The organism is Corallococcus exiguus (assembly GCF_009909105.1).
GTDB lineage: Bacteria > Myxococcota > Myxococcia > Myxococcales > Myxococcaceae > Corallococcus > Corallococcus exiguus.
Genome location: NZ_JAAAPK010000009.1, coordinates 330,303 through 355,101, shown reverse-complemented (window position 1 = coordinate 355,101; position 24,799 = coordinate 330,303). Strand labels below are relative to the sequence as shown.

The following is a 24,799-nucleotide window of genomic DNA, read 5'->3' as shown; positions in this document are numbered from 1 at the left end:
CGCCGGCTCACACGTCCCGACCCACACCAATCACCTGAAGACGAACACCCACCCCAACCATGCCGGAGGCGTCAGCTGCCTCCGGAACTCCACCGACACCGCCGGCACCACGCGCCCATACGCGGGCGAGTAGCGAGACGGCACGAGCAGGGTCTCCAACCCCCGCCCGAAGAGCACCCAACCCGCGGGTGCATCCGCCGGTCCAATCTCAAGGGCCCGTGCATCGAAGGCCTCCGGGCCCTCCTGCACGCGCCCTGCCCGCGCCACCACTTCCGCTGCGGGCTGGCACCACCGCGCCTGCGCATCTGGCAGGTGCAAACGTCCGACCACCTCATGACGGCCCGTTCCGACGAGCCGGTCCCCCACGGCCAGCGCGCGCACGTGCCGGTCGAGGAAGAAAGTCCTCTCAATCCCTACCGGGGCCGGCAGGTGGCGGTAGCCGTCATGGCGCACCACCAACCGGTCATGCTTCGCGCCGGGCTGGAAGGCCACGACGCGAGCCCGGGCATCCTCCGGCAGCGCGAACAGCCGCGCCGGATCCAACGGGGCCTGCTCCGCCCCATCCACCTGAAGCGTGTTGTGCGCCGCGGTGCTCCGCATCGCGTTGCGCAGGGCCGGATCCCGCGTATACGAACCCGTGCCTGAATCGACGATGACGGGGCGGCCGGCGAGGTGAAGCTCGAAGGAAAGCTTGTCGTTGTGGCTGTGTCCTCCGACGCCCCGCTGCCCCTGCTTTCCGGCCGAGACGGTGAGCACGACCCCTTCGCCGCGCAAGATGTGGAAGCCACCTTCCGAAAAGCTTACCGACGCGGGCGCCGGAGCCACGGGCAGCGCGTTGAAACGCACCAGGCCCGCGTCGCCCAGGAGCCACGCCGCCTCGTCCGGGAACACGCCGCCGCCCAGCCCCGCGTCGTTGAAGAGCGCCGCGCCCAGCCCCGCGAGGTAGCTGTGATCCCCGTCCTCGCGCTCCTGGAACGGGAACACGCGGCCGCTGTCGTTGTCGCCAATCTGTGGAGCCAGGCCGGCTTCCGACGACCAGGCGCGGGCCGCGACGAACATCAGGCGCAGACGCGCTTCGTACGCGGGGCCCATCGACACGCCCGCGCCGCGAGCGACGAGGAAGGCCAGCGTGAACAGCTCCACCGACAGGCGGTGGTAGGGAATGGAGCCCTCGAAGGACGTGCCTTCGGGGTGGACCTGAGCCTCCATCTGGGTGCGCAGGCCGTTCGCCGCGAGCGCCACCTGACGGGGCGCGCCGGGCAGCTCCGGGAAGAGCAGCCCCACCACCGCCAACCCCACGTAGTTGGAGACGAGGTGGTTGTTGGGCACCGCGCTGGTGTCCTCCAGATGGGCTTCCACCCAAGCGCAGTGCTCCGCGAGCGCGCCCAGCACGGGCACCAGGAACTCCGGACGGCGCACTTCCGGCGCGTCCGCGAACATCACCAACGCCTGCGCGATGTTGGCCGCGCGCAGGGCAATCTCCATGGGGCACGTCCAATGGACGCCCATGCCCACGGGGTTCGCCTGCAGGAAGTCCAGCGTCTGCGCGACGAAGGCCGTGGCGAAGCGCGAGCGCTCCGCTTCGGTGTCAGCAACCCACGCGCCCTGGGCCAGGGCCAGCGCGCTGTCCAGCCGGGCCATCACCCACGGGTACTTCGGATCCATGCCCGTCACGTGCAGCGGCATGCGCTCCACGGGATCCACCGGATACTGCCGGCCGCTCACCGGCTCCAGGGACCAGTCCACCGGCTTGCCTTCGCCGAAGGCCACCTTCATGCCGAAGACGTCCCACTCCTGACGGAGCGCCTGTTCGGCGCGCTCGAGCGTGCGCACCTTCGCGCCCGGAAGCTTCTGGATGGCGGCGCGAGCGGACTCGCGCTGCGACAGTTCGCACCATGCGCGCGACGTGCGGTGATCCAGCGCGAGCGTCACCAGGTCCTCGGCGCGGGTGGCGCCGAAGGACTCCAGCAGCTGCGCCTCGTCCACCTGCTCCCGGCGGCGGTACAGCGCCTGCCGTGCGACCTTCTGGACCCGGCGGACCGCGCTCTTCGCGAGCGCCCCAGGCGCCATCCGAGCCATCGTCGCGTAGTAATCGAGAGTACCCATCCGCCCCTTCCCGCCCAGCCTGACGTGGGCTGGTGATAGCAAGCGGCTGGCCAAAACCTTTTCCCAGCAAGAGCAAGGGTTTGGCGCGAGGGGGCTGCCCGAACGGCGGTAAAAATGTCCGCCCGGCGTGATCAGCGTGGGTAAAGGATTGCTGCCTGGTGCGGAACGGAAGTGCTCCCCGGTGGAGCCATTGCGCCTCTTGACGGGCATGACCATTCCTTGGCGCGTGCGGGCTGGGGCTTGGATGGGGCGGCGCATCGAGGACGACCTCGATGCCAGGATGGAAACGACGCTGACGGCGGTGGCCGAGCAGGCGCTGCGCAAAGGAACGCGCGCGGGCCTGGAGGCTCTCCTCAAGGCGTCCTTGCGGCTGACCGGTGCGACCGGCGCGGCCCTCTATGAAGGACGCGTTTGCGTGATGAAGGTGGGGAACGTCCCCGCCCGTCGCGCGGATGCATCGAAACGGTCCTCTGTCATGGAGATATGGCCCGCGCCACTGACGACGTCGCAGCGGAGCGTGGTGGCGCGCTTCAGCACGTTCGCCCCGGCGCTGCTCGCGGCGCATTCGCGCGAGGCGGCCCAGGGCGCACGACAGGCCCGGCTGCTGGAAGCGAAGCGGCGCCTGGAGCGCACCGTGGCGGTGCAGGACAAGCGGCGCTCGCGCGCGGCGCATGACCTGCGTACACCGCTCATGGTCATCAAGGGCTACGTGGACATGATGCTCAAGGGCACCGGCGGACCGCTGGGCCCGCAGGCGCAGCGCTACCTGGAGCGCATCGCCAAGGTCGCCGCGGATCAGAAGGAGCTCATCGACCGGCGCCTGGCACCACCCGTGCCGGGCCTGGATGACCTGCGCCCCGTGCTGACGCGCGCCTTCGCGCCCACGCGAGGCCGCGCCGCCGCCACGCTGACGCTGCCCGCGGAACGGACCGTGCCGGTGAAAGGCGCCCGGGCGGACTGGGAGCTGCTCGCCCGCACCCTCGCCAGGGGCACCGTTGGCGCCGTAGCGGTGGACGTCCACCTGGGCCCGGCCCAGGAGGCCTCCCAGTGGCTGCTGCGCGTCCAGGCCTGCCCTGGCGCGGCCCTGACGGCGCGGACGCAGGCCATGCTCCAGCAGCTCACGGAGCGGCTGGGAGGCACGATGGCCGTGGCCGTGGAGCCCAGGCTGGAAATCACCCTGGTGCTGCCGGGGGATGACGCCTTCCCAGTACCTGCCTACTGCTGAGGATATGAGAAGGCGGGAGACGTCAGGCCAGTGCGCGAAAGGTAGGCGGAGGTCGCAACTCGCCTACTCGCAACTGCGATAAAAGGGAAAGCGGTTTTCCTTCCTGACCCCGAAGGCCTCCCCCATGAAGCTCAACCGAAGCTCGAGCGTGCTCTCCACGAAGTCCGACTCGGCGCTGTCGACGCCGCAGCCGCGTCGCAGCAACTCCGTGGATGCGAAGCCCACCACGACGACGTCGCCGTCCTCAACGCCGACGAAGCCCGCCCGGTCGAACTCGGCGCCCCCGACGGCCAACCGGCCGCCGAGTGACGTGTCCACCGGCAGCCCGTCGCGCACCCGCCCGCGCAACCCCGAAGGGGCGGCGAGCGTGAACAACGCGCAGGCGAGCGGCGCCAAGAAGCCCACGACGAACACCGAGATCCGCGCCTGGTACAAGCAGCAGATCGCCGGCATCCCCGCGAACGACGCGAAGCTCCAGGCGCAGGGTGCGTCGCTGGCGGACCGCGCGAAGGCCGCGCACGCCATCCGCCACGAGGCCCGCGTGGGCGCGCGTGAGTTCATGGGCACGTTTGAATCCGCGATGCTCAAGGCGCGCGACTTCTTCAAGTACGGCCGTCTGGACGGCCCCTCTTTCGACCAGCTCGTCGGTGAGGCCAAGAAGAGTGGCTTGAGCGAGGCGCAGGCGTACGACAAGATCATCAACAGCTCGCAGCGTACCAACCAGGCCGTGGACAACATCTACGCCAAGCCACAGGCAAAGCTATGAACGCTGATCAACTGATGAAGCAGAAGCTGGAGTGGGTGAAGACGTCGGACCCGCTCCACCCGCTGCGCACCAAGGCGGAGGGCAAGGAACTGCGCCTGCGCATCGGCGACTTCCCCGAGGAGTCCATGTACACGCTGCTCGTCGACGACCAGGAGGTCACCGAGTTCGACGACTGGCCCAAGGCGTGGGTCCGCCCGCGCTGAAGAAGCGGCTCGCGGCTGAAAAGAACAGACGCCCTGTCCCTCGCTCCAGGCGAAGGACGGGGCGTCGTCGTTTCCAGGCTGCCCTGCCCTGCTTCAGCCCGGCAGCAGCTGGCGCACGAGCTCCAGGAGCTTGCCGCGCTCCACCTCGCGTTTGACGAGGTAGCCGTCCGCGCCCGCCTCCAGACCGGCCGCGCGGTCCTCGTTGCTGTCCAGCGACGTGACCAGGATGATGGGCGTGCGCCGGAACATGGGGTGGCCCTTGATGCGACGGGCCAGTCCCACGCCGTCCAGCCGGGGCATCTGCCAGTCGCTGACCACCAGGTGGCAGTGAACGCGCTCCAGCACCTGCCACGCCTCCTCGCCGTCCGACGCCGTCACCACCGGGTAGCCGGCGATCTCCAGCAGCGACTTCATCGCGAAGCGCGTGGTGAGCGAGTCGTCGCACACCAGGATGCGCGGCAGCTTGGATTCACCACCGGAGGTGCGCGTGTCCGGCTTGGCCGCGCGCAGCAGCTCCGGCGCGTTGAGCACCGGCACCACGCGGCCGTCGTCCAGCACCGCCGCGCCCGCCAGGTGCGTGACGTCCCGCAGGTGTTTGCCCAGCGCGCGGACCACCAGCTCCTGCTGCCCCACCACCTCGTCGATGGCGTACAGCACGCGCTCTTCACCGAGCGACAGCAGCACCGCAGTCTGCCGCCGGCCCGACTCCAGCGCGAGCGGCATGCGCGGCAGGCCGATGGCCTCCGAGAGCGACAGGAACGTGAGCTGCTCGCCATCCAGCCGCGCCACCACGCGTCCGGCCACCGTGCCCACGTCGTCCGCGTCCAGCCGCAGCACGCGCTTCACGGTGTCGGAGGGAATCGCGGTGATGGTGGTGCCGGTGCGCACCAGCAGGCCCAGCGCCGCCGCCAGCGTCAACGGCAGGTCCACGATGAAGCGCGTGCCCTTGCCGGGCGTGTACTCCACGTCCGCGCTGCCCTGCAGCCGCTGCGCGGTGGCCAGCACCACGTCCAGGCCCACCCCACGACCCGACGTGGAGGTCACCTCGTCGCGCGTGGAGAAGCCCGGCTGGAAGATGAGCCGCGCGGCCTGCGCGTCCGACAGCTTGTCCGCCGCCTCCTGGTTCATCAGGCCCCGGCGCACCGCCGTCGCGCGCACGCGCACCGGGTCCAGGCCCGCGCCGTCATCCTCCACGATGACGCCAATGCGCGTGCCCCGCGCCTCCACCCGCACCACCAACCGGCCCGTCTCCTGCTTGCCCGCCGCCTTGCGCTCCGCGGGCATCTCCAGCCCGTGGTCGATGGCGTTGCGCACCAGGTGCACCAGCGGATCCTTCAGCGCGTCCACGATGCGCCGGTCGAGCCGCACGTCGGTGCCGCCCAGCTCCAGCGCCACCTCCTTGCCCAGCCGCGCAGCCGTCTCGCGCACCGTGCGCCGCAGGGGCTCCAGCACCTGCGAGGCCGGCACCATGCGCAGGTCGCGCAGGTCGTCGCGGATGACCTGACCGATGAGCGACTGCTGCTCACCGTCGCGGTGCGCCTCCTTCGCATGCTCCAGCAGGCGCTTCTGCATCGTGCGCATCAGGCCCACGCCCGTGCGCAGCGGCTCCAGCGCGGATCCGCCTCCGGACATGGCCAGCTGCGACGCGGCGCGCTCCAGGTGCAGCAGCACCTCGTGCGCTTGATCCGTCAGCGACCGGAAGCCCTCCGTGCGCCGGCCCTGCTGCGACCGCCCGGACACCAGGTGCTCCACCTGGAGCGCCAGCGAGTCCAGCGTCTTCACGGACACGCGCACCGCGCGGTCCACCGTCCCGGCGCGGCCTTCAGGAGCCGGAGTGCTCGCACGCGCCGCGGGCTTCGCCGCAGGGGCCGGAGTCAGATTCACAGGCTCGGGCTTGAGGACCGCGACAGCCTCCTCCGCCACGCTCAGCGCCATGCGCAGGTCCACCAGCGCACCCGCCACTTCCGCCGCCGCCTGTCCCGCCGCGTCCCCGCCCTCCTCCATGCGCGTGAAGCCCAGCGCCGCGGCCTCCGCCAGCGTGGCCACCGCATCCGCCTGGACGGCCTCCGCGATCTGACGCAGGGCGTGCGCCTGGTCCACCGCTGAACGCACCGCGCCCGCCCGGTCCTCCACCTTGGGGGACACCAGCGTGCTCAGCGCCGTCTCCAGCGCCACCAGCGCCTTCAGCCCGTCCTCGCCCAACGGGCCGTTGATGGCGGCGTCGTCGGACCCGGGGGGGGCCGGCTCCTCGTGGCCCAGGGCCTTGAGCAGCGAGCCCACGCCGTCCACCACGGGCTGTTCACCCGCGTCGCCCCGGTTGAGGGCGTTCTCGATGGCGGAGAGGCCCCGGAGCATCGCCTCCACGGCGCCCCGGGAGATGGGCTGATCCACGTCGACGTGGGACAGCCCGTCCTCGATGGCGTGAACGATGCGTTCGATGTCGTCCAGCCCCAGGCTCGCCGCGGAGCCCTTGAGGCTGTGCACCACGCGCTTCAGCGACGGCATCAGGTCCGCGTCGCGGGCGCTGGCCGGCTGCTCCAGCCCCAGCACCTTCGACCCGATGGCCTGAATCTGTTCGCGCGTCTCCGCGGCGAACACCGGCCAGATGCTGCGCAGCAACTGCGGATCCATGAAACCCCAGTCCCCTCTAGCCGCGCCTTGCGGCCGCCGGGTTGCCCAGCTGTGTGAGGTCCAGCACCGTGAGCCGGTCCGGCGTCAGGAACAGGAACGGCCCCGGCGGCGGCTGGGACAGCTCCGCGCGCGGCAACTCCAGCCGTCCGTCCACGACCTCCGTCGCCAGCCCGAACGCCTCGTCGTCCACTTCCACCACCACGACCTTGCTCAGGTCGGACATGCCCCCGCCCTCCAGCCCCAGCAACTGCCGCAGGTCCAGCACCGGCACGATGCGCGAGCGCGACAGGAGCGCCCCCAGCACGTGGCGCGGCGCCCCGGGAAGCGAGCACATCCCGCGCGACTCCAGCACGTGGTCCACGTAGTCGATCTTCACCGCGTAGCGCTCGCCGCCCACCTGGAAGGCGAGCACCGTGACGACCTCCTGGCGCGTCTCGTGGCGCGAGTTCGCCAGCGCCACCGCGCGCTGGTGCAGCACCTCGCGCCGCCTGTGGGCGCTCACGACGGTGGCGCCTTCCAGCAGCATCTGGGCCGCGTCGAGCGAGGCCTTCAGCTCGTCGAAGTCGATGGGCAGCAGCTTGCGGTCGTCAGTAGACATGGGCGGGCGGTCAGTACTTCGTGGCCGGCAGCTTGAGGATGTCCCGCACCTTGGAGCGCAGGTCGTCCACGGACACCGGCTTGTTGAGGAACGCGCTCGCGCCGACGAGCTTCCCCTTCTGGCGGCTCGCGTCGTCCTTCAGCGACGTGAGCAGCATGAAGGGCGTGTCGTGCAGCTTCGGGTCGCCCCGGATGGCCGCGCACAGCGCGAAGCCGTCCATCTCCGGCATCTGCACGTCGGAGATGATGAGGTCCGGCTTCTGCTCGCGCGCCCGCTTCAGTCCCACCGCGCCATTGGGCGCGTCCACGAAGTCCAGCCCCCACCCCATCAGGTAGACCTGCAGGAGGTTGGTGATGGTCTTCGTGTCCTCCACGATCAGCACCTTCGCTGCCTTGCGTGCCCCACCCGTCACGTTGCTGTTCATAGCTGGTACCTGCCTACAAGTTCAGAGAAGCGCTTCGACAAGATGGAGAGATTGCCGGCCACCTGCTCGATGCGCCGGGTGCCCTCCACCGAATCACTCATGGCGGACGTCAGCTCGCCCATCGCCGTGGCGATCTGCTCCACACCAATGGTCTGCTGCCGCGTGTTGCCCGCGATCTGCCGCGCCGCCCCGGACGACTCGCGGATGACCTCCGACAGGCCCAGGATGGTGGAGCCCGCGCCGCGCGCAAGCTCCATCGCCGCCTGGGCGCGCCGGCTGCCCTCGTCCGTCGTGGTCACCGCCAGACGGGTGCCTTTCTGCACTTCACCCAGGAGCACGCGCACCTGCTCGGCCGCCATGCGGGACTGCTCCGCCAGCGTGCGCATCTCCGTGGCCACCACCGCGAAGCCGCGTCCGTGCTCGCCCGCCTTCGCCGCCTCGATGGAGGCGTTGAGGGCCAGAAGGTTGGACTGCTCCGCCACGTCCTTCACCTGTCCGATGATGTCGCTGATCTGCAGCGTGCGCTCGTTCAGGTCGGTGATGGCCAGGGCAATGGCCTTCACCTGTTCGCCCAGCTTCTCCATGCCCTCCACGCTCTCCGTGACGACCTTCTGTCCCTGAGCGCTGAGCGACTCCGACTTCTGCGTCTGGGCGATGACCGCGTCCGCGTAGGACGTGGCCTGCTTGGAGGTCTGGGCGATCTCCGCCACCGTGGTGCTCGTCTCGTTGATGGCGGACGCCTGCTGGTGCGCCATCGCGGACTGCTGCGTGGAGGTGGCCAGCACGCCCGCGGCCTCGTGCTCCAGGTCCGTGGCCGCGCCGCGCAGGTCGTGCAGCAGGTGCACCAGCGCGTCCGCCATGGTGGCGAAGCTGCCCGCCAGTTCGCCAATCTCGTCCGTGCCGGTCGTGTCGATCTGCTGGCGCAGGTCCCCCGCCGCGATGCCCACCGCCGCGCGGGCCAGCCGCTCCAGCGGCTGGATGAACAGGCTGGCCATGCCGGCCGCCGCCAGCAGGCCCAGCACCAGCACCAGCAGGCCCAGGCCCGCGGTGCGCCAGGTGCTGGAGGACAGCGAGTCCGCCAGCGCCTCGCGGTCCAGCGCCAGCTGCACGGTGCCCACGCGCTTGAGCGCGCCGCCCGGCGGGCCGAAGAGGATGGGCGCCGTCGTCTCCACCACGGGCAGCGTGCCCGCCGTCAGCAGGCGGTCCACCACCGCGTCGCCGTCCGCGGGCTCCACGGCGGCGGCGGTCGCGAAGTGCTCGTCCGCGGAGCGCGCCAGCACCTTGCCGCTCGCGTCGCGGATGACGATGTACGCGATGTCCGGCACGCTCTTGAGAGCCGCGTCGGTGCCCAGTTGGAGCATCATCGCGTCGTTCGCCGCGGCGGACGCACCCACGGCGAACGCCATGCCGATGCCCACCGCGCGCGAGCGCTTGGTCAGCTCATCCAGCAGGCCATCGCTCATCTGCATCCAGAACGCGAAGGTCAGGATGCCGACCAGCACGACGCCGAAGATGCCCGTGCCCCCGAGGATCTTCGTCCGCAGGCTGAGCCTGGTCGAATCCGCCCCTTGAGGCGACGCCATCTTCAAACCTTTCGCTTCCACGTTGTCCCCACCTCACGTGTACCGGCGCGCCCCACGACTTCAGCGCGCGCCCTGCCAGCCCATCTGCGAAGGCCGGGGAGCCAGCGCCTGCCGCAAGCCCCCCGCCGTCATCGTCGTCTCCACGCCTCGCAGCGGGTGCTCGTCATCCAATCCATCCAGCGCGCGCAGCGCGTTCTGCCTCGCGCGCTCCGCGTCCTCGCGCCGATCCAGGCGGCTGTAGAGCGCCACCAGCGTCGCATGTCCCAGCGCCAGCTGCGGCTCCAGATACAGCGCCTTGCGCACCGCTTCCACCGCCGCGTCCAGATCGTTGCGCGATTCGGCCACCATCGCCAGGAGCAGGTACGCCTCCGGAGACAGCGCCCGCGCCGCCTCGCGCGCCAGCGCCTCCGCCTCCTCGAAGTGGCCCGCGTGCGCCGCCTCCAGCGCCCGCGTCAGCAGTCCCGCGTCCTGGGCCGCGCGAGCCGCCGGCGTGGACGCCTGGGCACGCGGGGCGTCCGCCACCGGAGCCGGGCTGGACGGCCGCGCCGAGTAGACCGCCATGGGAGCGGACGGCGTGGGGCGGCGGGACGAAATCCGCAAGCTGCCCGGCACCGGCGTCTCCCGGCGGAGCGAGGCGGCGGTGAAGGCCGAGGCCGCGTCGCGACGCGGAGGGGACACGGTGGCGGACTCGCCCGCGGTCCACAGCTGCTCCAAGGGCATGCGCAGGACGGGGGTGCCGTCCACGTCCAGCGTCTCCAGCCCCATCCCGTTGGTGAGCGGCACCTCCGCGGGCGACACGAAGAGCAGCCCGCCCGGCGCGAGCGCGCTCACCAGCCGGCTCAGCACCGCGCGCACCAGCTCCGGCGTGAAGTAGATGAGGACGTTGCGGCAGAAGATGGCGTGGAAGCCCAGGGACGGCACCGCGTCCGTGGCCAGGTTGTGGCGGCGGAAGTCCACCGTGCGCACGACCTCCGGAGTGACGGAGTGCTGCGTGTCATTTCCCGACGAGCCCGGGTGCGGAACGAGGAAGCGCTTCTCCAGGTCCGGCTCGATGCGCCGCAGCGACCACGGGCTGTACACGCCGGCCTTCGCGCGCTGCAGGGCCCGGCCGGACACGTCCGTCGCCAGCACGCGGAAGCGCCCGCCGTTGCCCAGCCCCGCGTCCATCAGCGCCATGGCGATGCTGTAGGGCTCCTCGCCGCTCGCGCAGCCAGCGCTCCAGACGTTGAACGGGCCGCCCTGGTGCAGGCGCGCCCGGGACGCCAGCGCGCGCAGGTGCTCCGGGTGGCGGAAGAAGTAGGTCTCGCCGATGACGGCGTGCTCGATGAACGCCTCCACCGCCGTCGGCTCGCGAATGAGCAACTGGCGCAGGAAGGCCGTCTCGGACAGGTTGCGCGACAGCGCCGCGCGGGACAGCGCGGGCTCCAACGAGCGACGCAGGCTGCTCGCGAGCGTCAGGCCGCAGGCGCCCTGGAGCACCTCCTCGACCTTCGCGAGCGTGGCGTCGTCGAGAAGCCCGTCGCTCACAGGCCCTCCGTCCCGTTCAGCAGCGCGCTCGTGCGCAGGAGCGGGCGCAGGCCCTCCGGCGTGCGGCACAAGCCCGCCATCAGCCCGGTGCCGTCCCACGGCAGCTTCTCCTCGCCGCTCTGCGAGCCGTCCACCAGCACCGGCGTCTCCACCAGGTCCTTCACCCGGTCCACCAGCAGCGCCACCATGCGGCCCGCGTCCACCACCACCAGCAGCGAGTCCAGATCCGGCGTGCGCTTGACGCCCATCAGGCGCGCCACGTCCACCACCACCGCCGGGCTGCCGCGGTAGACGAATGAACCGGACACGTGCACCGGCGCGCCGGGCAGCGGATCCAGCGCCACCAGCCGCACCACCTCCTGCACCTGCCTGGCGGGCACGAGCGCGGTCGTGTTGCCTGCCTCCACGGTCAGGTAGAGGCCTGGCAGGCGGACCTCGCCCTGCAAGGTGACGAGCTCCTGACGCAGCTGGTTCTGCTCCGCCTCCAGCGCGCTCAGGCGCTGTTGCACGGAGAGCCGGCGCGCCTGTGGAGGGACGGGGACTCTGGGGGTTTCGGCCATCGAAGAACTCGGCCCGCCGGATGGCAGGCAGGAAGAAAAACCGTAATCCGGGAGCCCCACCCAAAGCAATGCGGGCTTACCCGAAGGTCGCGACTCACATCCCCCCCTACGACCGGGGTCGCGCTTGCCCCGACGTGGTGGATTCCGGACCCCCTTGGCGTGCGCCGCACCGGCGAGTTGTGCTTGGATACGGAGCTGCTGCTTTTGCCGGAGAAACCATGTTGCACGCAGCTTCTAGGGGACACGAATGATCAAGAGCGATTCCCCGAGCCCTGAGGCCCCGGGAACGGATCCGCTCATCGGCCGGACGTTGAACGGCCGTTTCAGCATTCTGGAGCCCCTGGGCGTCGGTGGAATGGGCAAGGTATACCGCGCCCTCCAGGCCCCCTTGGAGCGCGTGGTCGCGCTCAAGGTGCTCAACCCCACCTTCCCTAGTAGCCGCGACCCCGGCTTCCAGAAGCGCTTCCTGCGCGAGGCGTCGCTGACGTCGAAGCTGCGGCACCCGAACACCGTCACCGTCATCGACTACGGGCAGACGGACGACGGCATCTACTACATCGCGATGGAGTACCTGGAGGGCCGCACGCTCCAGCAGGTGCTGGGTCAAGCCGGTCCCCTGCCCTGGGCGCGCGCGGTATCGGTGGCGCAGCAGGTGTGCCGCTCGCTGCGCGAGGCGCACGCCCTGGGCATCATCCACCGCGACCTCAAGCCCGCGAACATCATGATCCTTAATGAGGCGGATCAGGACCTGGTGAAGGTCCTGGACTTCGGCCTCGTGAAGTCCGTGGGGCCGCAGGAGGGGCCGGTCAGCCCCGAAATCACCCAGAACGGTACGTTCCTGGGCTCGCCGCAGTACATGGCGCCGGAGCAGGCGCGCAACGTGGCGGACGCGCGCAGCGACGTGTACTCGCTGGGCATCATGCTGTTCCAGATGCTGATGGGCCGGCCGCCCTTCATCGCGCGCGACCACATCGAGCTCATCTTCGCCCACTACAAGGAACCGCCCCCCACCTTCCAGGCCGTGCGCCCGGATCTCGCGGTGCCGCCGGAGATCGAGATGGTGGTGCGCCGCTGCATGGAGAAGGATCCGGCGCGGCGCTTCCAGACGATGGACGAAGTGCTGGAGGGCCTGCGCGAGGCGCACATGGCCGCGGGCGGCAACAGCGGCGTGTTCCGCCGGCTGGGCGGCGCCTCGACGACGGGCCCCTACCCCTCGCCGCCGACGACGGGCCCCTACGCGTCCCCGCTGTTCGCCAACGTGGGCAACGCGGAGCCCGCGGACGGTGGGCTCGCTGTGGACATCAGCGTGGAGGTGCCGGCGGATGTGCAGCGCGCCCGCCAGCGCACGCTCATGATGGGCGCGCTGGGTGGCGTGATGGTCGCGGGCCTGGTGGGCATCACGCTGTTCTTCCTGCGCGGCGGCAGCCCGGATGAGAAGCCCGCGCAGCCGGTGACCCAGGCCACGGCCCCCGCCACACCGGCCCCGGCGGCGGAAGCCCCCACGGCGGCGCCCGCGCCGGGCAAGGTGCGCTTCCGGCTGATGAGCCAGCCGTCCGGCGCGCGCGTCTATTACAAGGGCAAGGAAAAGGGCGTGACGCCCTTCATGCTGGAGCTGCCGCTGGGCAGCGAGGGCAGCATCACCGCGGAGCTGACCTTCGCGCTGGAGGGCTACCAGACGGAGACCATCATCACCGGCGGCTCCGGTGAGGTGGTGCTGTCCCAGAAGCTGACCAAGCGCCGGGGCGGCGGTGAGCGCCCGAGCCGCGTGGACCTGGCCACCGCCTCCACCCCCGAGGACTTCGAGAACGTGGCCCCGGCGACGCCGGGTGGACTCGCGGCGCCGGTGATGATGACGGCGAACCCGGCCACCCCCGCGGCCGTCCCCGCCACGACGACGGACAAGGCGCCGGGCGCGGTGGGCGTGTCCGCCGCGGCACCGGTCAGCGCGGCGGGCAGCCTCGCGGTGCCGTCGCTCACGACTGGCGCGCTCGCGCCCGTCAACCCGAACGCCGTCATCCCCTTCAACGACGCCATGGAGCGGCCGACGCTCCTGGAGGAGGGCCGGGACATCGCCTACACGCGCGAGGCGCTCGCCATCAAGGCGGAGGGGCTCGTGGCGGTGCGCTGCACCATCACCAACAAGGGGCGCGTGGAGAACTGCCGCATCCTGAAGATGGTGCAGCACATGGACAAGGCGGTGCTCGACTCGCTCCAGTCGCGCGTCTACAAGCCCATCCAGTACCAGGGCCGCCCGGCGAACGTGGACTACACGTTCACCATGCGGCTCGTGTCCCCGCGCCGCTGAAAGAAGCAACGCGCCTCCACCGCGTCCTTCAAGGGCCGGTGGAGGGAACGAGCGGCGGCGACGGAGGGACGGACGGGGTGGCGCCTCCAGAAGGCACGCCCCAGTCCACCACCGGCCAGCCCCGCCTCCGCGCCTCACGGCGCAGCCGGTGGTCCGGGTTCACCACCACCGGGCGCCCCACCACCTCCAGCACCGGCAGGTCCGAGTACGAGTCCGTGTAGAAGGCGCACGCGGACAGCGGCACCCCCGCCTCCTTCGCGGTGGCCTCCGCGTAGAACCGCTTGCCCTCGCCGAAACACACGGTCCCCAGCGGACGCCCGGTGTGCAGTCCCGCCGCGTCCACCTCGAAGCGGTTGCACAGCACGCCGTCCAGGCGCAGCTCGCGCGCCACCAGGTCGGACAGGTAGCCCGAGGACGAGGTCAGCAGTACCAGTTGGTCTCCGGCCTCGCGGTGGGCCTCCAGCGCGAGCAGGGCCCCGGGCCGGTACTGCCCGCGCACGGCCTCCGCGTAGAAGTCCGCGGAGCGCGCCTCCAGGGCCCTGGCGTCGGAGCCCGAGAGCAGCGCCGTGGCCCGCAGGAGCACGTCCTGCATGGCCACGAAGCCCAGGTGGTAACGCGCGAGCAGCAGGCTGGCGCGCAGGGCCTCCCAGCGGGAGATGTGCCCCAATGCCAGCTCGCGGCGCACCCAGAGCGACGCGGAGTTGGCGGCGAGCAGCGTCCTGTCCAGGTCGAAGAAGGCGACGGCCACGGTCAGAGTCTAACCGCGAGGTCCGCCCGGGGCAGCGCCGGGGAGGCCAGCCCGAGGGGCCGCTGACCGCCTGCCCCTGCGCATCAGCGCCACGCTCCAGAGCAGCACGGCGGCCACGCCCGGTCCTGCCGCGGAAGCGCCGCAGCCGGTGCCCTTCCCGTCCGCCACGAGCTTCAGGCCCGGGTCCTCCGGGATGCGGCACTGCGTGGGCGGCAGGCCGCGCGGATAGGCCGAGCAGAAGCCGGCCGCCGAGCCCGCGTCGATGACTCGCTTGGACGTCTCGCCCTGGGAGGCGGTGGCCTCCATGGTGGAGCCCGCGGAGTAGACGTGGTCCAGCCCGACGACGTGGCCAATCTCATGCGTCATCGTGTTCTGCACGTCCGTGGCGACGCAGTCGGTGGACGGTGGGCCCGAGCACGGCGGCCCATTCACGGTGGTGAAGAGGAAGCTGGGACCGTAGTCCGTCTCCGCCGCGTTGAGCTCGATGTCCGAGTCCACCACCGAGCCGTCCTTGAAGCTGAACGACGAAGTGGTGAGCCCGATGGTGGCGCCCCCGTGCGCCCAGCACTGGTAGACGTTGCCGCACGTCTCCTCCGCCCAGCACGCATCGTCCGGAGGGGCGACGTCCTGGCAGTTGCGCTCGCGGAAGGTGACGACGTTGTAGTTGTCGAAGCGGTGCTCCTCGTCGTAGCCGATCTCGACGGGGCGCGACCAATCCTCGCCCCGGATGAAACGGAAGTCGCTGCACGTCGAGGACAGCGCCCGCCACGCGTCGAAGGCCGCCTCGATGGCGACGACCTCCGTGTCCCCGGGCGTGCGCGTGCTGCCGGCCGCGTCCAGGTGGTAGACGTAGTCACGCCCCGGCCAGACCAGACACAACGGCCGGCCCGGCACGAGCGTGCGCTTGAAGTCCTGCTGCGCGCCCGCCGCTCCCGCGCACAGCAGCACTCCCAGGAGCAGCAGGCGACAACTCACCGTCCACCCCGCCGGCGGCGCGCCAGCAGCGAGGCCGCGGCCAGCAGCGGCAGCACCGCCAGTCCGCCAGCCGCCGCGGTGCAGCCATCGCCGTCCCCGCCGCCATCTCCACTCCCGTTGCCGTTGGAGTTGGTCACCGGGAAGCAGGGCTGGCTCGCGCTGCCCTTGGGGTACGCGGCGCACACGAAGCTGCGCGAACCGGGGTCGATGTTGCGCTTGGACGTCTCGCCCGGAGGGGCGCTGGGGTTCATCGTGGAGCCCGTCGCCAGCGTGTGGTCCAGGCCCACGAAGTGGCCCACCTCATGGGTGGCCGTGTTCTGCACATCCGTGTCCACGCAGTCCGGCGTGGCCACGATGCCGCACGGCCCGGCGTTGCCGGTGGTGAAGTTGAAGCGCGCGGAGTTGAAGGAGATGTCCGAGTCGTAGACGATGCCCGTGCGCTCGTCGTACGTGGTGAGCGTGATGGCGATGGTGCCGTCGCTGTCATCCCAGCAGTCGTACGTGTTCGCGCACGTGTCCTGGGTGAAGCAGGCGTCGTTGGCGTCCACGACCTCGCGACAGGCGCGGCCCCGGAAGAGGATGAGGTTGATGTTGTCGCCGGAGCGGTTGTAGCCCACCGTCCGGGAGTTCACGCGCGCGCCCTCCGCCAGCGTCAGGTTGCCGCAGCTGGCGAAGATGTCCTGCCAGCTCTGGAACGAGCGGGTGATGGCGTCGAACTCCGTGTGGTTCGTCGCCTTCGGGTTGCCCACGGTGCTCTGCTGATAGGTGACGCGAGTCTGCGTCCAGTACAGGCACTGCGTGTTCTCATCCCCGGGGGACACGCGGCTGCGCACGTACGGCGCGGAGCTCTGTCCCATCACCGCCGCCAGCACCACCCACGACGCGAGCGCGCCCATCACTTCGCCCCCTTCTTCGCGGGCGCCGCCTGCTGCGCCTGGACCGCCGCGCGCACGGACGCCTTCAGCTCCTCCAGCGTCACCGTCTTCGCGTTGGACGCCGTCTCCTGGCGCGTCTTCGGATCAATCAACACCGCGTCCCCGGTGGACGCCGGCACCGCCATCGCGCCCGGGCCGGTGCGCTGCACCTGGTATTTGCCCTGCGCCATGCCCGCCAGCTGGAACGCGGCCGCGCCGCGCTTCTCCAGGAAGACGACGACCTCCTCGCCCTCGGAGAAGGACGCCAGGCCACCCACCACCTGGCCAATGTCCCCCACCCGGCCTCCCGGCTGGGTGACGACCACCGTGCCGCCGGGCTGCCCCTTGAGGGTCTCCGTCACTTGAATCTCCACGTCGGTGACGATGCGGCGCTTGTCCCCGCTCCAGCGGCTCTGCACGCGGCGGACGACGCCCTGCACCACCGCGTCCGACGTCTGCGCCATCTGCGGCAGGTCCGCCCGCAGCATCGTGGTGGCCCCCACCGGCAGCCCTCCGAGCAGGGTGGCCAGCACCACCGTGCGAACCGCGTGTCGAATCGACATGGATAGTCTCCTTGGCCGCGCAGCCTAACCCCAAGCGGGCGGCTTGCGTTGACCCTCGTGCACCCGTCCTGCTATCGCGCGCCTGCCCATGGCTCCGTCAAAACCCCGCGTCCGCTTCGCTCCGTCACCTACTGGATACCTCCACATCGGAGGCGCCCGTACCGCGCTCTTCAACTACCTCTACGCGAAGCGCTACGGCGGAACCTTCATCCTGCGCATGGAAGATACGGACCAGGAGCGCTCCACGCCCGAGTCCGTCCAGGCCATCCTGGATGGCCTCGACTGGCTGGGACTGGACTGGGATGAGGGCCCCGGCAAGGAGGACCCGAAGTACGGTCCCTATTTCCAGACCCAGCGCCTGGACACGTACCGCAAGCACGCGGACCAGCTCCTCGCGGAGGGAAAGGCCTTCCGGTGCTACTGCACCCGCGAGGAGATCTCCCAGCGCCGCGAGGCGGTGGAGAAGGCGAAGGGCCAGGGCAGCTACCGTTACGAGGGCACCTGCCACGACCTGAAGGGCCCGCCCCCCGGCAAGAAGCAGGAGGACGCCGTCCTCCGCTTCCGCATGCCCTCGGGCGAGGGCACCGTGTCCTTCGACGACAAGGTGCTGGGCACCATCACCAAGGCGCACTCGGACCTGGATGACTGGGTGATGATGCGCGCGGACGGCATCCCGCTCTACAACTACGGCTGCGTCATCGACGACCACCTGATGGACATCACCCTGGTGTCGCGCGGCCAGGAGCACGTCAACTCCACCTTCCCGCAGTTGATGCTCTACAAGGCGCTGGGCTGGACGCCGCCGGACTTCGCGCACCTGCCGCTCATCCTGGGGCCGGACCGGGAGAAGCTCTCCAAGCGCAAGCATCCGGAAGCGGACGTGATGCTGCACAAGCGCACGGGCATCATGCAGGAGGCCCTGCTCAACTTCGTCATCCGCCTGGGCTGGAGCCACGGCAACGACGAGGTCATCACCCGCGAGCAGATGGTGGAGTGGTTCGACTTCGACGGCGTGGGCAGCACCTCCGGCGTGTGGAACCCGGAGAAGCTCCAGTGGCTCAACCAGCAGTGGTTCAAGCTGCTGCCCCCGGCCGTGGTCGCGGAGCGGCTGGTCCCCTTCCTGGAGGCCCGCGGCTTCCAGGCGAAGGGCGACGCGCGCCTGGAGCCGCTGGTGCTCGCGCTGCGCGAGCGCTCGCGCACCCTGGACGAGATGGCGAACACCGCGTCCATCTACTTCAAGAGCGGAGTCACCCTGGATGAGAAGGCCGCCGCCAAGCACCTGAGCGGGGACTCGCTCAATCTGCTGCGCCAGGCCCGGGAGCAGCTGGCCGCCCTGCCCGCATGGACGGTGGAGCCGCTGGACGGCGTGGTGAAGACGGTGAGCGAGGCGGCCCAGGTGGGCATGGGCAAGGTGGCCCAGCCCATCCGCGTGGCCATCACCGGCAACACCACCAGCCCCGGCATCGGTGAGACGCTGCTGCTCGTGGGGCGCGACGAAGCCCTGCGGCGCATCGACGCGGCGCTGACTCGCGGGACGTGAGATTGACGGTGGACGCGGGCATCGCCGGGCCCTATCTTGGCCGGCGATGACGCGACCGCTTGACAGCCTGCGACCCCATTTCAATAAGGCGCGCCCGCTCGGGGCGGTGCTGCTGGCCCTCTGGGCAACGGCTTCCGGCGCCGAGCTGGTGAACGGCGCACAGATTCCGGATGGTGCCCAGAAGGTGGGCGAGAACAGGTACCGGGCTTCGCGAGACTTCGAAGCGACGCTCGACTACTACAAGAACGTCTACCCGACCTCGAGCTACCCGAGGCGGTCGATCGTCAACCAGCCGGGCGTCAAGGCCGTGCACATCTCCAACCCCTCGGGGAAGAACTTCGAGGGGCTGAACATTTACGAAGCGAACGAAGAGGTTCGCATCTATGTCGTCCCGCTGCAGGGGGCGGCGAAGCCGGCGAAGAAGACTGAAGGCAAGCCGGTCAGGAAAACGAAGTAGTTGAAGTCAGCAGCAGAAGTCGGTAGTAGAAGCGCCCGCAACAAGCAGCGCCGCAGCACGCAGCTCCTTGGGGAATCGTCTAACGGCAGGACAGCAGACTCTGACTCTGCTTATCTAGGTTCGAATCCTAGTTCCCCAGCTGAAAATCTCCGGTTGACTGGTCAGAACGGAGAATGTAGGAAGCAGCAGCAGAAACGCAGCGGTTGTAGGGAAGCAAGCCGGCCCTGTCGTCTAGCGGTTAGGACGGAGCCCTCTCACGGCTCAAACTCGGGTTCGAATCCCGGCAGGGTCACTCAGAGACGCCCACCTTCGGAAACGAAGGTGGGCGTTTCGCTTTGCGGGCTACCGCACTCCGCCCTGCCCTTCCGGCCAGCCTCCGGTGCTGCCGCGTCCAGACACCTGGACGCGGGCGCTGCTCCTCTTCAGTTCGGGGTCGCGATGCTCTGGCGGAAGGTGTCCAACGCGGCGGTGAGCCGCTGCTGGGCGCGCTGGATGCCCCGGCGCATCAGCAGCATCCGCACCTTCTCTGGCAGGACGCGGGTGGCGTTGGACTGGCCGTAGCCCACCAGGTCCATGCGCAGGGTGATGGCCTCCAGCAGGTCGCTCAGGTCCGCGTCCGCGCCAGCCAGGAGCACCACGTCCGGCGAGCGCCCCTGAAGCCGCTCCGCCAGCGTGTGCCACTGCGGATCCCCGGTCTCCACCACCACCACGTCCGCGCTCTCCAGTTGGGGCGAGTACGGCGGCAGCTCCACCACCTCGAAGGACGCGTCCCGCAGCACCTTCACGGCCTCGGCGCTGCCCACCACCGCGACGTTGCCGGTGTGGCCCAGGCGCACCGCCTGCTCGTAGTTGCGCAGCTCCGTCTCCAGCGCCTCATGCGCGGGCTCCGGAGCATCCCGCCCGGCGTCCAGCAGCGCGGCGGCCTGCCGGGCCATCTCCCGGGCGCCGTCACGCGTGCGCACGCGCTCCGAGCGGCGCTCCAGCGCGGCGCGCACCTTGGCGCGCAGCACGCGCAAATCATCGAAGGGCTTCACGATGTAGTCGCTGGCACCGGCGGCGAACGCGGCGATGACGGACTCGGAGCTGGCGTAGGCGGTGATCATCACCGCCTCCAGCGCGGGCTGCATCCGCCGCGCCTCCGCGATGAGCTCCACCCCACCCATGCCGGGCAGGTTCTTGTCCGTCACCAGCACGTCGAAGCGCTGGTCCTTCAAGAGGACGAGCGCCTCCTCCGCGCTGCCCACGGGGGAGACGATGAGGTCCGCCTCCCGCCCCAACAGGCGCACGCAGATATCCAGCACCACTGGCTCGTCATCCACCAGCAGCACCTTCGAGGCGAGCGTCCCCCGCCCTTCCCCTTCACCTTCACCGGTCTCGAACGGGAGATCCATGAATTGGGAGGATCGCACAGCTCTCGTCCAACTTCGAGGGTGGGAAACAGTCGCGACCACTATGCTCTCCCGGTGAGCTTCGAAGACGCGCTGCGGGAGAACCGGGTGCCGCCGCGGCTGGGCGACGTCCGGCTTTTCTACGACGGGGGCCGCCTGGTGGGGGAATCCCTGCCGCCGGCCTGGACGCTGCGGCTCCTCCCCACGCTCCTCGTGGCCCTGGCCGCCGTGTGCACGGGGGTGGGGTTGCTGCTGCTCGTCCTGGACTCGGCCCGGACGCCGGGCGCCGCGACCCTGCTGCTCGTGCTGGCGGGAGCCATGGTGGGCGGCGCGCTGGTGACGGAGGCGCGGCTTCAACGGCGGCGCTTCGTGCTGCACTTCAAGACGGAGTCGCTGCGACTGGAGACGCTCGCGTGGGCCCCGGGCGCGGCGCGCACGGAGGTGTTCCCCTTCGACGACGTGCGCGCGGTGCACATCGTCCAGCCTCCGAAGGGCGGATACTCACTGGTGGTGGAGTACGGCCCGGAAACCGCGCCCAGACGCGCACTGTTGGTGCGGGGCGTGCGGGCGCAGGAGAGCGACACCCTCTACCGGGTGTGGCGGCTCCTGCACAACGCCTTCGGGCTCAAGGGAGCAGGGCTCGCTTGAAGATGAGCTCGATTTCGGTGCCCTCGCCCGGCGTGGACGACAGGCGCAGCTGACCGCCGAACTGCATCACCAGCTCGCGGCAGATGGACAGGCCCAGCCCCGTGCCGATGCCCACGGGCTTCGTGGTGAACATCGGCTGGAACACCTTCTCCTGAAGCGCCACGGGGATGCCGCAGCCGTTGTCCGACACGGTCAGCACCACCTCCTCGTCGCGCGCATCCCACCGCACGTCGATGCGGCCCGGACGGCCCGTGCCCTCCATGGCCTGCGCCGCGTTGACGATGAGGTTGAGCAGCACCTGGCACAGCTTCACCGGCCCGAAGACGATGCGGAGGGGCTCGCCGTTGCTGCTGAGCCGCGCCCGGTCTCGCACCTCCGCTCGCGCCAGCTTCACCGCGAAGGAGACGACCTCCGCCACGTCCGCGGTGGCCTCCATGTCCTCGCCGCGCGCCTGCGCACGCAGGCCCAGCGCCACCCCGCGCAGGTGGCTGGCGCCCTCGGACAGGTCCTTGATGAGCGACGGCAGGTCCTCGATGGTGGAGGACACCTCCGCGTCCGGATCCGTGGCCAGGTGCCGCGACACGTACTGCACCACCCGCTCCATGTCGCGCTGGAGCGACGACACGTTCTGCGTGAGGTAGCCCACCGGGCCCATCAGCTCGTGCGCGATGCCCGCCGTCACCTGTCCCAGCGTGGCCAGACGCTCGGACTTCATCATCCGGCCTTCCACTTCGCGGATGCGCAGCTCCAGCCGGGCAATCTTGAGCGCGTCTTCCAGCGCCGCCAGCAGCTCCGCGCGGTCCCACGGCTTGACGAAGTAGCGCGTCACCTGGCCGCGGTTCACCGCGTCGATGACGGCCTGCATGTCCGCGTACGCCGTCACCAGCATGCGCTTGGCGTCAGGCGCGATGGTGCGAGCGCGCTCCAGCAACTCCACGCCCGTCATCCCCGGCATGCGCTGGTCGGACAGCACCACGCCAATCTCCAGGCGTCGCTGCTCCAGCAGCGCCAGGGCCTCGTTGGGGGACGAGCACCGGAAGATGCGAAACCGCTGCCCGAAGTTGGCGTCGAACACCCTCAGGTTGAGGGCGTCGTCGTCCACGTACAGCACGGCGGGCAGGTCCGAGGCGTTCATGGAGCTCCTCCAGACCATGGCTTCCTCATCCGGAAGACAGGCTGGTCGCGCCGAAGATAACGCGCACGTCCGTCAGCGCGCCTGGGGGTACCTTGTACCCAGGCCGAAAGAGAACGTCGCGCGAAAGCACTCCGCCTCAGACGGAGGCGTTCCCGAGCGCGAGGGCCACCGTGTCCACCGACGGAAAACGGCCCCGCGGCAGCGTGCCCAGCAGCGACACCACGTGGGACGGCGCCTCGTTCTCGCGCGCCACCCAGACCAACTGCTCCGCGCTGAGCGGATACACCGCGCCGCGCAGCGCCTGCTGCAGCGAGTGCGCCAGGGACACCGCCGGAGTCAGGGGAGCCGGTGAAGGCTCCACCTCCCGCAGTCCAAGTCCCAGGCGCTCGCGAGTCATGTCGTCGTTCATTGAGTAAGAAGTTAAGCAGCGAACCGCGCCGCCTGCCGACCTTTTTTCGCCGTCCGAAGGGAGTCAGGCAGCCAGGCGCTCTGCCCCTCCATCCCACCGGGTGGCCACGCCAGCGTGGGCATCCCACCGTACCGCCACGGAAGTCCTACCCACACCCCTGACTTCGGGGAGGAGTGACGCACCATGGCGAACAAGAAGAACGAGGACGTGAAGCCGGTGAAGCACGTGGAAGCCACGCGCCCAGAGCCGTGGCCCGGCATCCAGGGCCGCAGCCGCGAGCACGAGGAGGACCTGGAGACGGGCACGCGCCGCGCGGAACAGGCGGACGTCACGGAGGCCCAGCGCAAGTTGGAGAAGGACGTCGAGTCGGACGAGCCGACGCGGGAGTAGTCCGGGCCATGCCCCGCCCCCGTGCGTGTCACACGGGGGCGGAGGCGGCGGACCGCTCGACCGCTAGAACAACAGCCGCGAGGGGTGCTCCAGGAGCCCCTTCAGCTCGCGGAGGTACTCCGCGCCGGTGGCACCGTCGATGACGCGGTGGTCACCCGACAGCGTCACCGTCATCATCTTGCGCACCGCCAGCTGGCCGTCGCGCACCACGGCCTTCTCCGCCACGGCGCCCACCGCGATGATGGCGGACTGGGGCGGGTTGATGACGGCGATGAACTGGTCGATGCCGAACATGCCCAGGTTGCTCACCGTGAGCGAGCCACCCGTGTACTCGGCGGGCTTCAGCGAGCGCTTGCGGGCGCGCTCCGCCATGTCGCGGGACTCGGCGGAGATGGCCTGCAGGCCCTTGAGGTCCGCGTCGCGGATGATGGGGGTGATGAGCCCATCCTCGATGGCGACGGCGATGCCCACGTCCACGGTGCCGAAGTGCAGCACCTGGTCGCCCTGGAGCGACACGTTCATCTTCGGTGAACGGCGCAGCGCGATGGCCGCCGCCTTCACGATGATGTCGTTGACGGACACCTTGAGGTCCAGTGCCTTGGCCTCCTCGCGGATCTTCACCGCGGCGTCCATCTCCACTTCCACCGTGAGGTAGAAGTGCGGCACGCCGGGCTTCACTTCCGACATGCGCTGGCCAATGACCTTGCGCATGGAGGACATGGGCACCGCCTGCGGCTCCGGACGCGTACCGAAGGCACGAACCTCCGGCTGCGCTCCGGCCTTCTTCGCCGCCGGCGCCTGCGCGGGAGCCTTCGCCAGGCCCTGGCCCAGCGCCTGCTCCACGTCGCGCTTCACCACGCGGCCCAGCGGGCCCGTGCCGCGCACCTGGCTGATGTCCAGCCCGCGATCCTGGGCCATGCGCTTCGCCAGGGGGCTGGCGCGCAGCCGGCCGCCAGCGCCACCACCGGCTGCCGGAGCCTGGGGCTCGCGGAGCAGCGGAACGACCTGTCCTCCGGCGGGCGCGGACGGAGCCGCGGCGGCGGGGGCCTTCGGAGCCTGGGGCGCGGCCGCCGGAGCGGAGGCCCCGGCCTTGGCGCCCTTGGGCGTGAGGAACGCGATGGGCGCGCCGACCTTGGCCATGTCGCCATCGCGCACGGTGATGCGCGCGAGCGTGCCGTCGTCGTACGCCTCCACCTCGAGGTTGGACTTGTCCGTCTCCACCTCGGCGATGGCGTCCCCGGAGGAGACCTTGTCCCCCTCCTTCTTCAGCCACTTGACGATCTTCCCCTCCGTCATCGTCGGGGAGAGGGAGGGCATCAGGATGGCAATCCCCTCGCCCGCGCCGCTGGCGGCGGGAGCCGGGGCCTGCTCGGGAGGCTTCGGGGCTGCGGGAGCGGCGGCCTTGGGGGCCTCCGCCTTCTGGGGCGCCGGAGCCGAAGGCGCACCACTGATGGCCTTCTCACCCTTGGCGCCGAGGAAGCCGATGGGCGAACCCACCGCGGCGACCTCGCCCTCGGGCACGGCGATTTGGATGAGGTAGCCGTCGTCGAAGGCTTCCACCTCGAGGTTGGACTTGTCCGTCTCAACCTCGGCGATGGCGTCTCCGGAGGAGATCTTGTCTCCCACCTTCTTCAGCCATTTGACGATCTTCCCCTCCTTCATCGTCGGGGAAAGGCTGGGCATCTGGATGGGCGTCGCCATACG

Annotated in this window: 23 protein-coding genes and 2 tRNA genes; 10 read left to right on the top strand and 15 right to left on the bottom strand. The window is 70.3% G+C overall.

Annotation, left to right across the window (positions count from 1 at the left end):
• Positions 1–30: 30 nt before the first annotated feature.
• Complete coding sequence (locus GTZ93_RS30265) at positions 31–2,106, bottom strand: heparinase II/III family protein (RefSeq protein WP_180946072.1); 2,076 nt, start codon at positions 2,104–2,106, stop codon at positions 31–33.
• Positions 2,107–2,386: 280 nt separating this feature from the next.
• Between GTZ93_RS30265 and GTZ93_RS30260 the strand changes: the two genes are divergently transcribed.
• The 3 genes from GTZ93_RS30260 (at position 2,387) to GTZ93_RS30250 (ending at position 4,300) form a co-directional block, all read left to right on the top strand.
• The gene (locus GTZ93_RS30260; RefSeq protein WP_139918665.1) at positions 2,387–3,331 is read left to right on the top strand and encodes a histidine kinase dimerization/phospho-acceptor domain-containing protein; all 945 of its coding nucleotides are present in this window, start codon (positions 2,387–2,389) and stop codon (positions 3,329–3,331) included.
• A gap of 124 nt (positions 3,332–3,455) precedes the next feature.
• The gene (locus GTZ93_RS30255; RefSeq protein WP_139918663.1) at positions 3,456–4,097 is read left to right on the top strand and encodes a hypothetical protein; all 642 of its coding nucleotides are present in this window, start codon (positions 3,456–3,458) and stop codon (positions 4,095–4,097) included.
• Positions 4,094–4,300, top strand: coding sequence for a hypothetical protein (locus tag GTZ93_RS30250; RefSeq protein ID WP_120574963.1), 207 nt, complete (start codon positions 4,094–4,096; stop codon positions 4,298–4,300). Before GTZ93_RS30255 ends, GTZ93_RS30250 begins: the two co-directional genes overlap by 4 nt.
• A gap of 93 nt (positions 4,301–4,393) precedes the next feature.
• On the opposite strand, the gene GTZ93_RS30245 is transcribed toward GTZ93_RS30250, so the two are convergent.
• Genes GTZ93_RS30245 through GTZ93_RS30220 form a run of 6 tightly spaced genes read right to left on the bottom strand, consistent with a single transcriptional unit; the run spans position 4,394 to position 11,623 of the window.
• Positions 4,394–6,931 carry a hybrid sensor histidine kinase/response regulator gene (locus GTZ93_RS30245; RefSeq protein ID WP_139918662.1) on the bottom strand — a complete coding sequence of 846 codons (2,538 nt, stop codon included), beginning with the start codon at positions 6,929–6,931 and terminating at the stop codon, positions 4,394–4,396.
• Positions 6,932–6,947: 16 nt separating this feature from the next.
• Entirely contained in the window at positions 6,948–7,529 is a 582-nt protein-coding gene (locus GTZ93_RS30240) for a chemotaxis protein CheW (RefSeq protein ID WP_139918660.1), read from the bottom strand.
• A gap of 10 nt (positions 7,530–7,539) precedes the next feature.
• Positions 7,540–7,953 carry a response regulator gene (locus GTZ93_RS30235; protein WP_120566495.1) on the bottom strand — a complete coding sequence of 138 codons (414 nt, stop codon included), beginning with the start codon at positions 7,951–7,953 and terminating at the stop codon, positions 7,540–7,542.
• Positions 7,950–9,536, bottom strand: coding sequence for a methyl-accepting chemotaxis protein (locus GTZ93_RS30230; RefSeq protein WP_120574973.1), 1,587 nt, complete (start codon positions 9,534–9,536; stop codon positions 7,950–7,952). Before GTZ93_RS30230 ends, GTZ93_RS30235 begins: the two co-directional genes overlap by 4 nt.
• A 60-nt stretch (positions 9,537–9,596) precedes the next feature.
• A complete protein-coding gene (locus GTZ93_RS30225; protein WP_139918658.1) occupies positions 9,597–11,063 on the bottom strand; it encodes a CheR family methyltransferase in 1,467 nt (488 codons plus the stop codon).
• Positions 11,060–11,623: a chemotaxis protein CheW gene (locus tag GTZ93_RS30220; RefSeq protein WP_121751810.1), complete on the bottom strand. Its 564-nt coding sequence runs from the start codon at positions 11,621–11,623 to the stop codon at positions 11,060–11,062. The genes GTZ93_RS30225 and GTZ93_RS30220 overlap by 4 nt, the downstream gene beginning before the upstream one ends.
• Positions 11,624–11,870: 247 nt before the next feature.
• Between GTZ93_RS30220 and GTZ93_RS30215 the strand changes: the two genes are divergently transcribed.
• Complete coding sequence (locus tag GTZ93_RS30215) at positions 11,871–13,928, top strand: TonB family protein (RefSeq protein WP_139918657.1); 2,058 nt, start codon at positions 11,871–11,873, stop codon at positions 13,926–13,928.
• Between the two features lie 28 nt (positions 13,929–13,956).
• On the opposite strand, the gene GTZ93_RS30210 is transcribed toward GTZ93_RS30215, so the two are convergent.
• The 4 genes from GTZ93_RS30210 to GTZ93_RS30195 are packed head-to-tail and all read right to left on the bottom strand — an operon-like array spanning position 13,957 to position 17,128.
• Positions 13,957–14,676 (bottom strand): HAD family hydrolase, encoded by a 720-nt coding sequence (locus GTZ93_RS30210; RefSeq protein ID WP_139918655.1) that lies wholly within the window; start codon positions 14,674–14,676, stop codon positions 13,957–13,959.
• A gap of 9 nt (positions 14,677–14,685) precedes the next feature.
• On the bottom strand, positions 14,686–15,651 hold the full coding sequence (locus GTZ93_RS30205; protein WP_139918653.1) for a myxosortase-dependent metalloprotease, MXAN_2677/MXAN_2678 family: 966 nt from the start codon (positions 15,649–15,651) through the stop codon (positions 14,686–14,688).
• Positions 15,648–16,547, bottom strand: a complete 900-nt coding sequence (locus tag GTZ93_RS30200; RefSeq protein ID WP_139918672.1) for a myxosortase-dependent metalloprotease, MXAN_2677/MXAN_2678 family — start codon at positions 16,545–16,547, stop codon at positions 15,648–15,650. The genes GTZ93_RS30205 and GTZ93_RS30200 overlap by 4 nt, the downstream gene beginning before the upstream one ends.
• Entirely contained in the window at positions 16,547–17,128 is a 582-nt protein-coding gene (locus GTZ93_RS30195; protein WP_161663154.1) for a hypothetical protein, read from the bottom strand. The genes GTZ93_RS30200 and GTZ93_RS30195 overlap by 1 nt, the downstream gene beginning before the upstream one ends.
• An 88-nt stretch (positions 17,129–17,216) precedes the next feature.
• On the opposite strand from GTZ93_RS30195, the gene gltX reads away from it, so the two are divergent.
• The 4 genes from gltX (at position 17,217) to GTZ93_RS30175 (ending at position 19,417) form a co-directional block, all read left to right on the top strand.
• Positions 17,217–18,668, top strand: coding sequence for a glutamate--tRNA ligase (gene gltX, locus GTZ93_RS30190; RefSeq protein ID WP_139918088.1), 1,452 nt, complete (start codon positions 17,217–17,219; stop codon positions 18,666–18,668).
• 46 nt (positions 18,669–18,714) lie between these two features.
• The gene (locus GTZ93_RS30185; protein WP_139918086.1) at positions 18,715–19,125 is read left to right on the top strand and encodes a hypothetical protein; all 411 of its coding nucleotides are present in this window, start codon (positions 18,715–18,717) and stop codon (positions 19,123–19,125) included.
• A gap of 68 nt (positions 19,126–19,193) precedes the next feature.
• Positions 19,194–19,264 (top strand) — tRNA-Gln (locus tag GTZ93_RS30180).
• Between the two features lie 81 nt (positions 19,265–19,345).
• Positions 19,346–19,417, top strand: a tRNA-Glu gene (locus tag GTZ93_RS30175).
• Between the two features lie 130 nt (positions 19,418–19,547).
• Here the strand turns inward: GTZ93_RS30175 and GTZ93_RS30170 are convergent.
• On the bottom strand, positions 19,548–20,516 hold the full coding sequence (locus tag GTZ93_RS30170) for a response regulator (protein WP_167548480.1): 969 nt from the start codon (positions 20,514–20,516) through the stop codon (positions 19,548–19,550).
• A gap of 72 nt (positions 20,517–20,588) precedes the next feature.
• On the opposite strand from GTZ93_RS30170, the gene GTZ93_RS30165 reads away from it, so the two are divergent.
• Complete coding sequence (locus GTZ93_RS30165; RefSeq protein ID WP_257979151.1) at positions 20,589–21,161, top strand: hypothetical protein; 573 nt, start codon at positions 20,589–20,591, stop codon at positions 21,159–21,161.
• On the opposite strand, the gene GTZ93_RS30160 is transcribed toward GTZ93_RS30165, so the two are convergent.
• The gene (locus tag GTZ93_RS30160) at positions 21,139–22,296 is read right to left on the bottom strand and encodes a sensor histidine kinase (RefSeq protein ID WP_120574972.1); all 1,158 of its coding nucleotides are present in this window, start codon (positions 22,294–22,296) and stop codon (positions 21,139–21,141) included. The two genes, GTZ93_RS30165 and GTZ93_RS30160, sit on opposite strands and share 23 nt — an antisense overlap.
• A 136-nt stretch (positions 22,297–22,432) precedes the next feature.
• Positions 22,433–22,693, bottom strand: a complete 261-nt coding sequence (locus GTZ93_RS30155; RefSeq protein ID WP_233596674.1) for a DUF2795 domain-containing protein — start codon at positions 22,691–22,693, stop codon at positions 22,433–22,435.
• Between the two features lie 195 nt (positions 22,694–22,888).
• On the opposite strand from GTZ93_RS30155, the gene GTZ93_RS30150 reads away from it, so the two are divergent.
• Positions 22,889–23,095, top strand: a complete 207-nt coding sequence (locus GTZ93_RS30150; protein WP_120574948.1) for a hypothetical protein — start codon at positions 22,889–22,891, stop codon at positions 23,093–23,095.
• Positions 23,096–23,158: 63 nt separating this feature from the next.
• Here GTZ93_RS30150 and GTZ93_RS30145 read toward each other — a convergent pair whose 3' ends face one another.
• Positions 23,159–24,796 (bottom strand): pyruvate dehydrogenase complex dihydrolipoamide acetyltransferase, encoded by a 1,638-nt coding sequence (locus GTZ93_RS30145; RefSeq protein ID WP_139918082.1) that lies wholly within the window; start codon positions 24,794–24,796, stop codon positions 23,159–23,161.
• Positions 24,797–24,799: the final 3 nt, after the last annotated feature.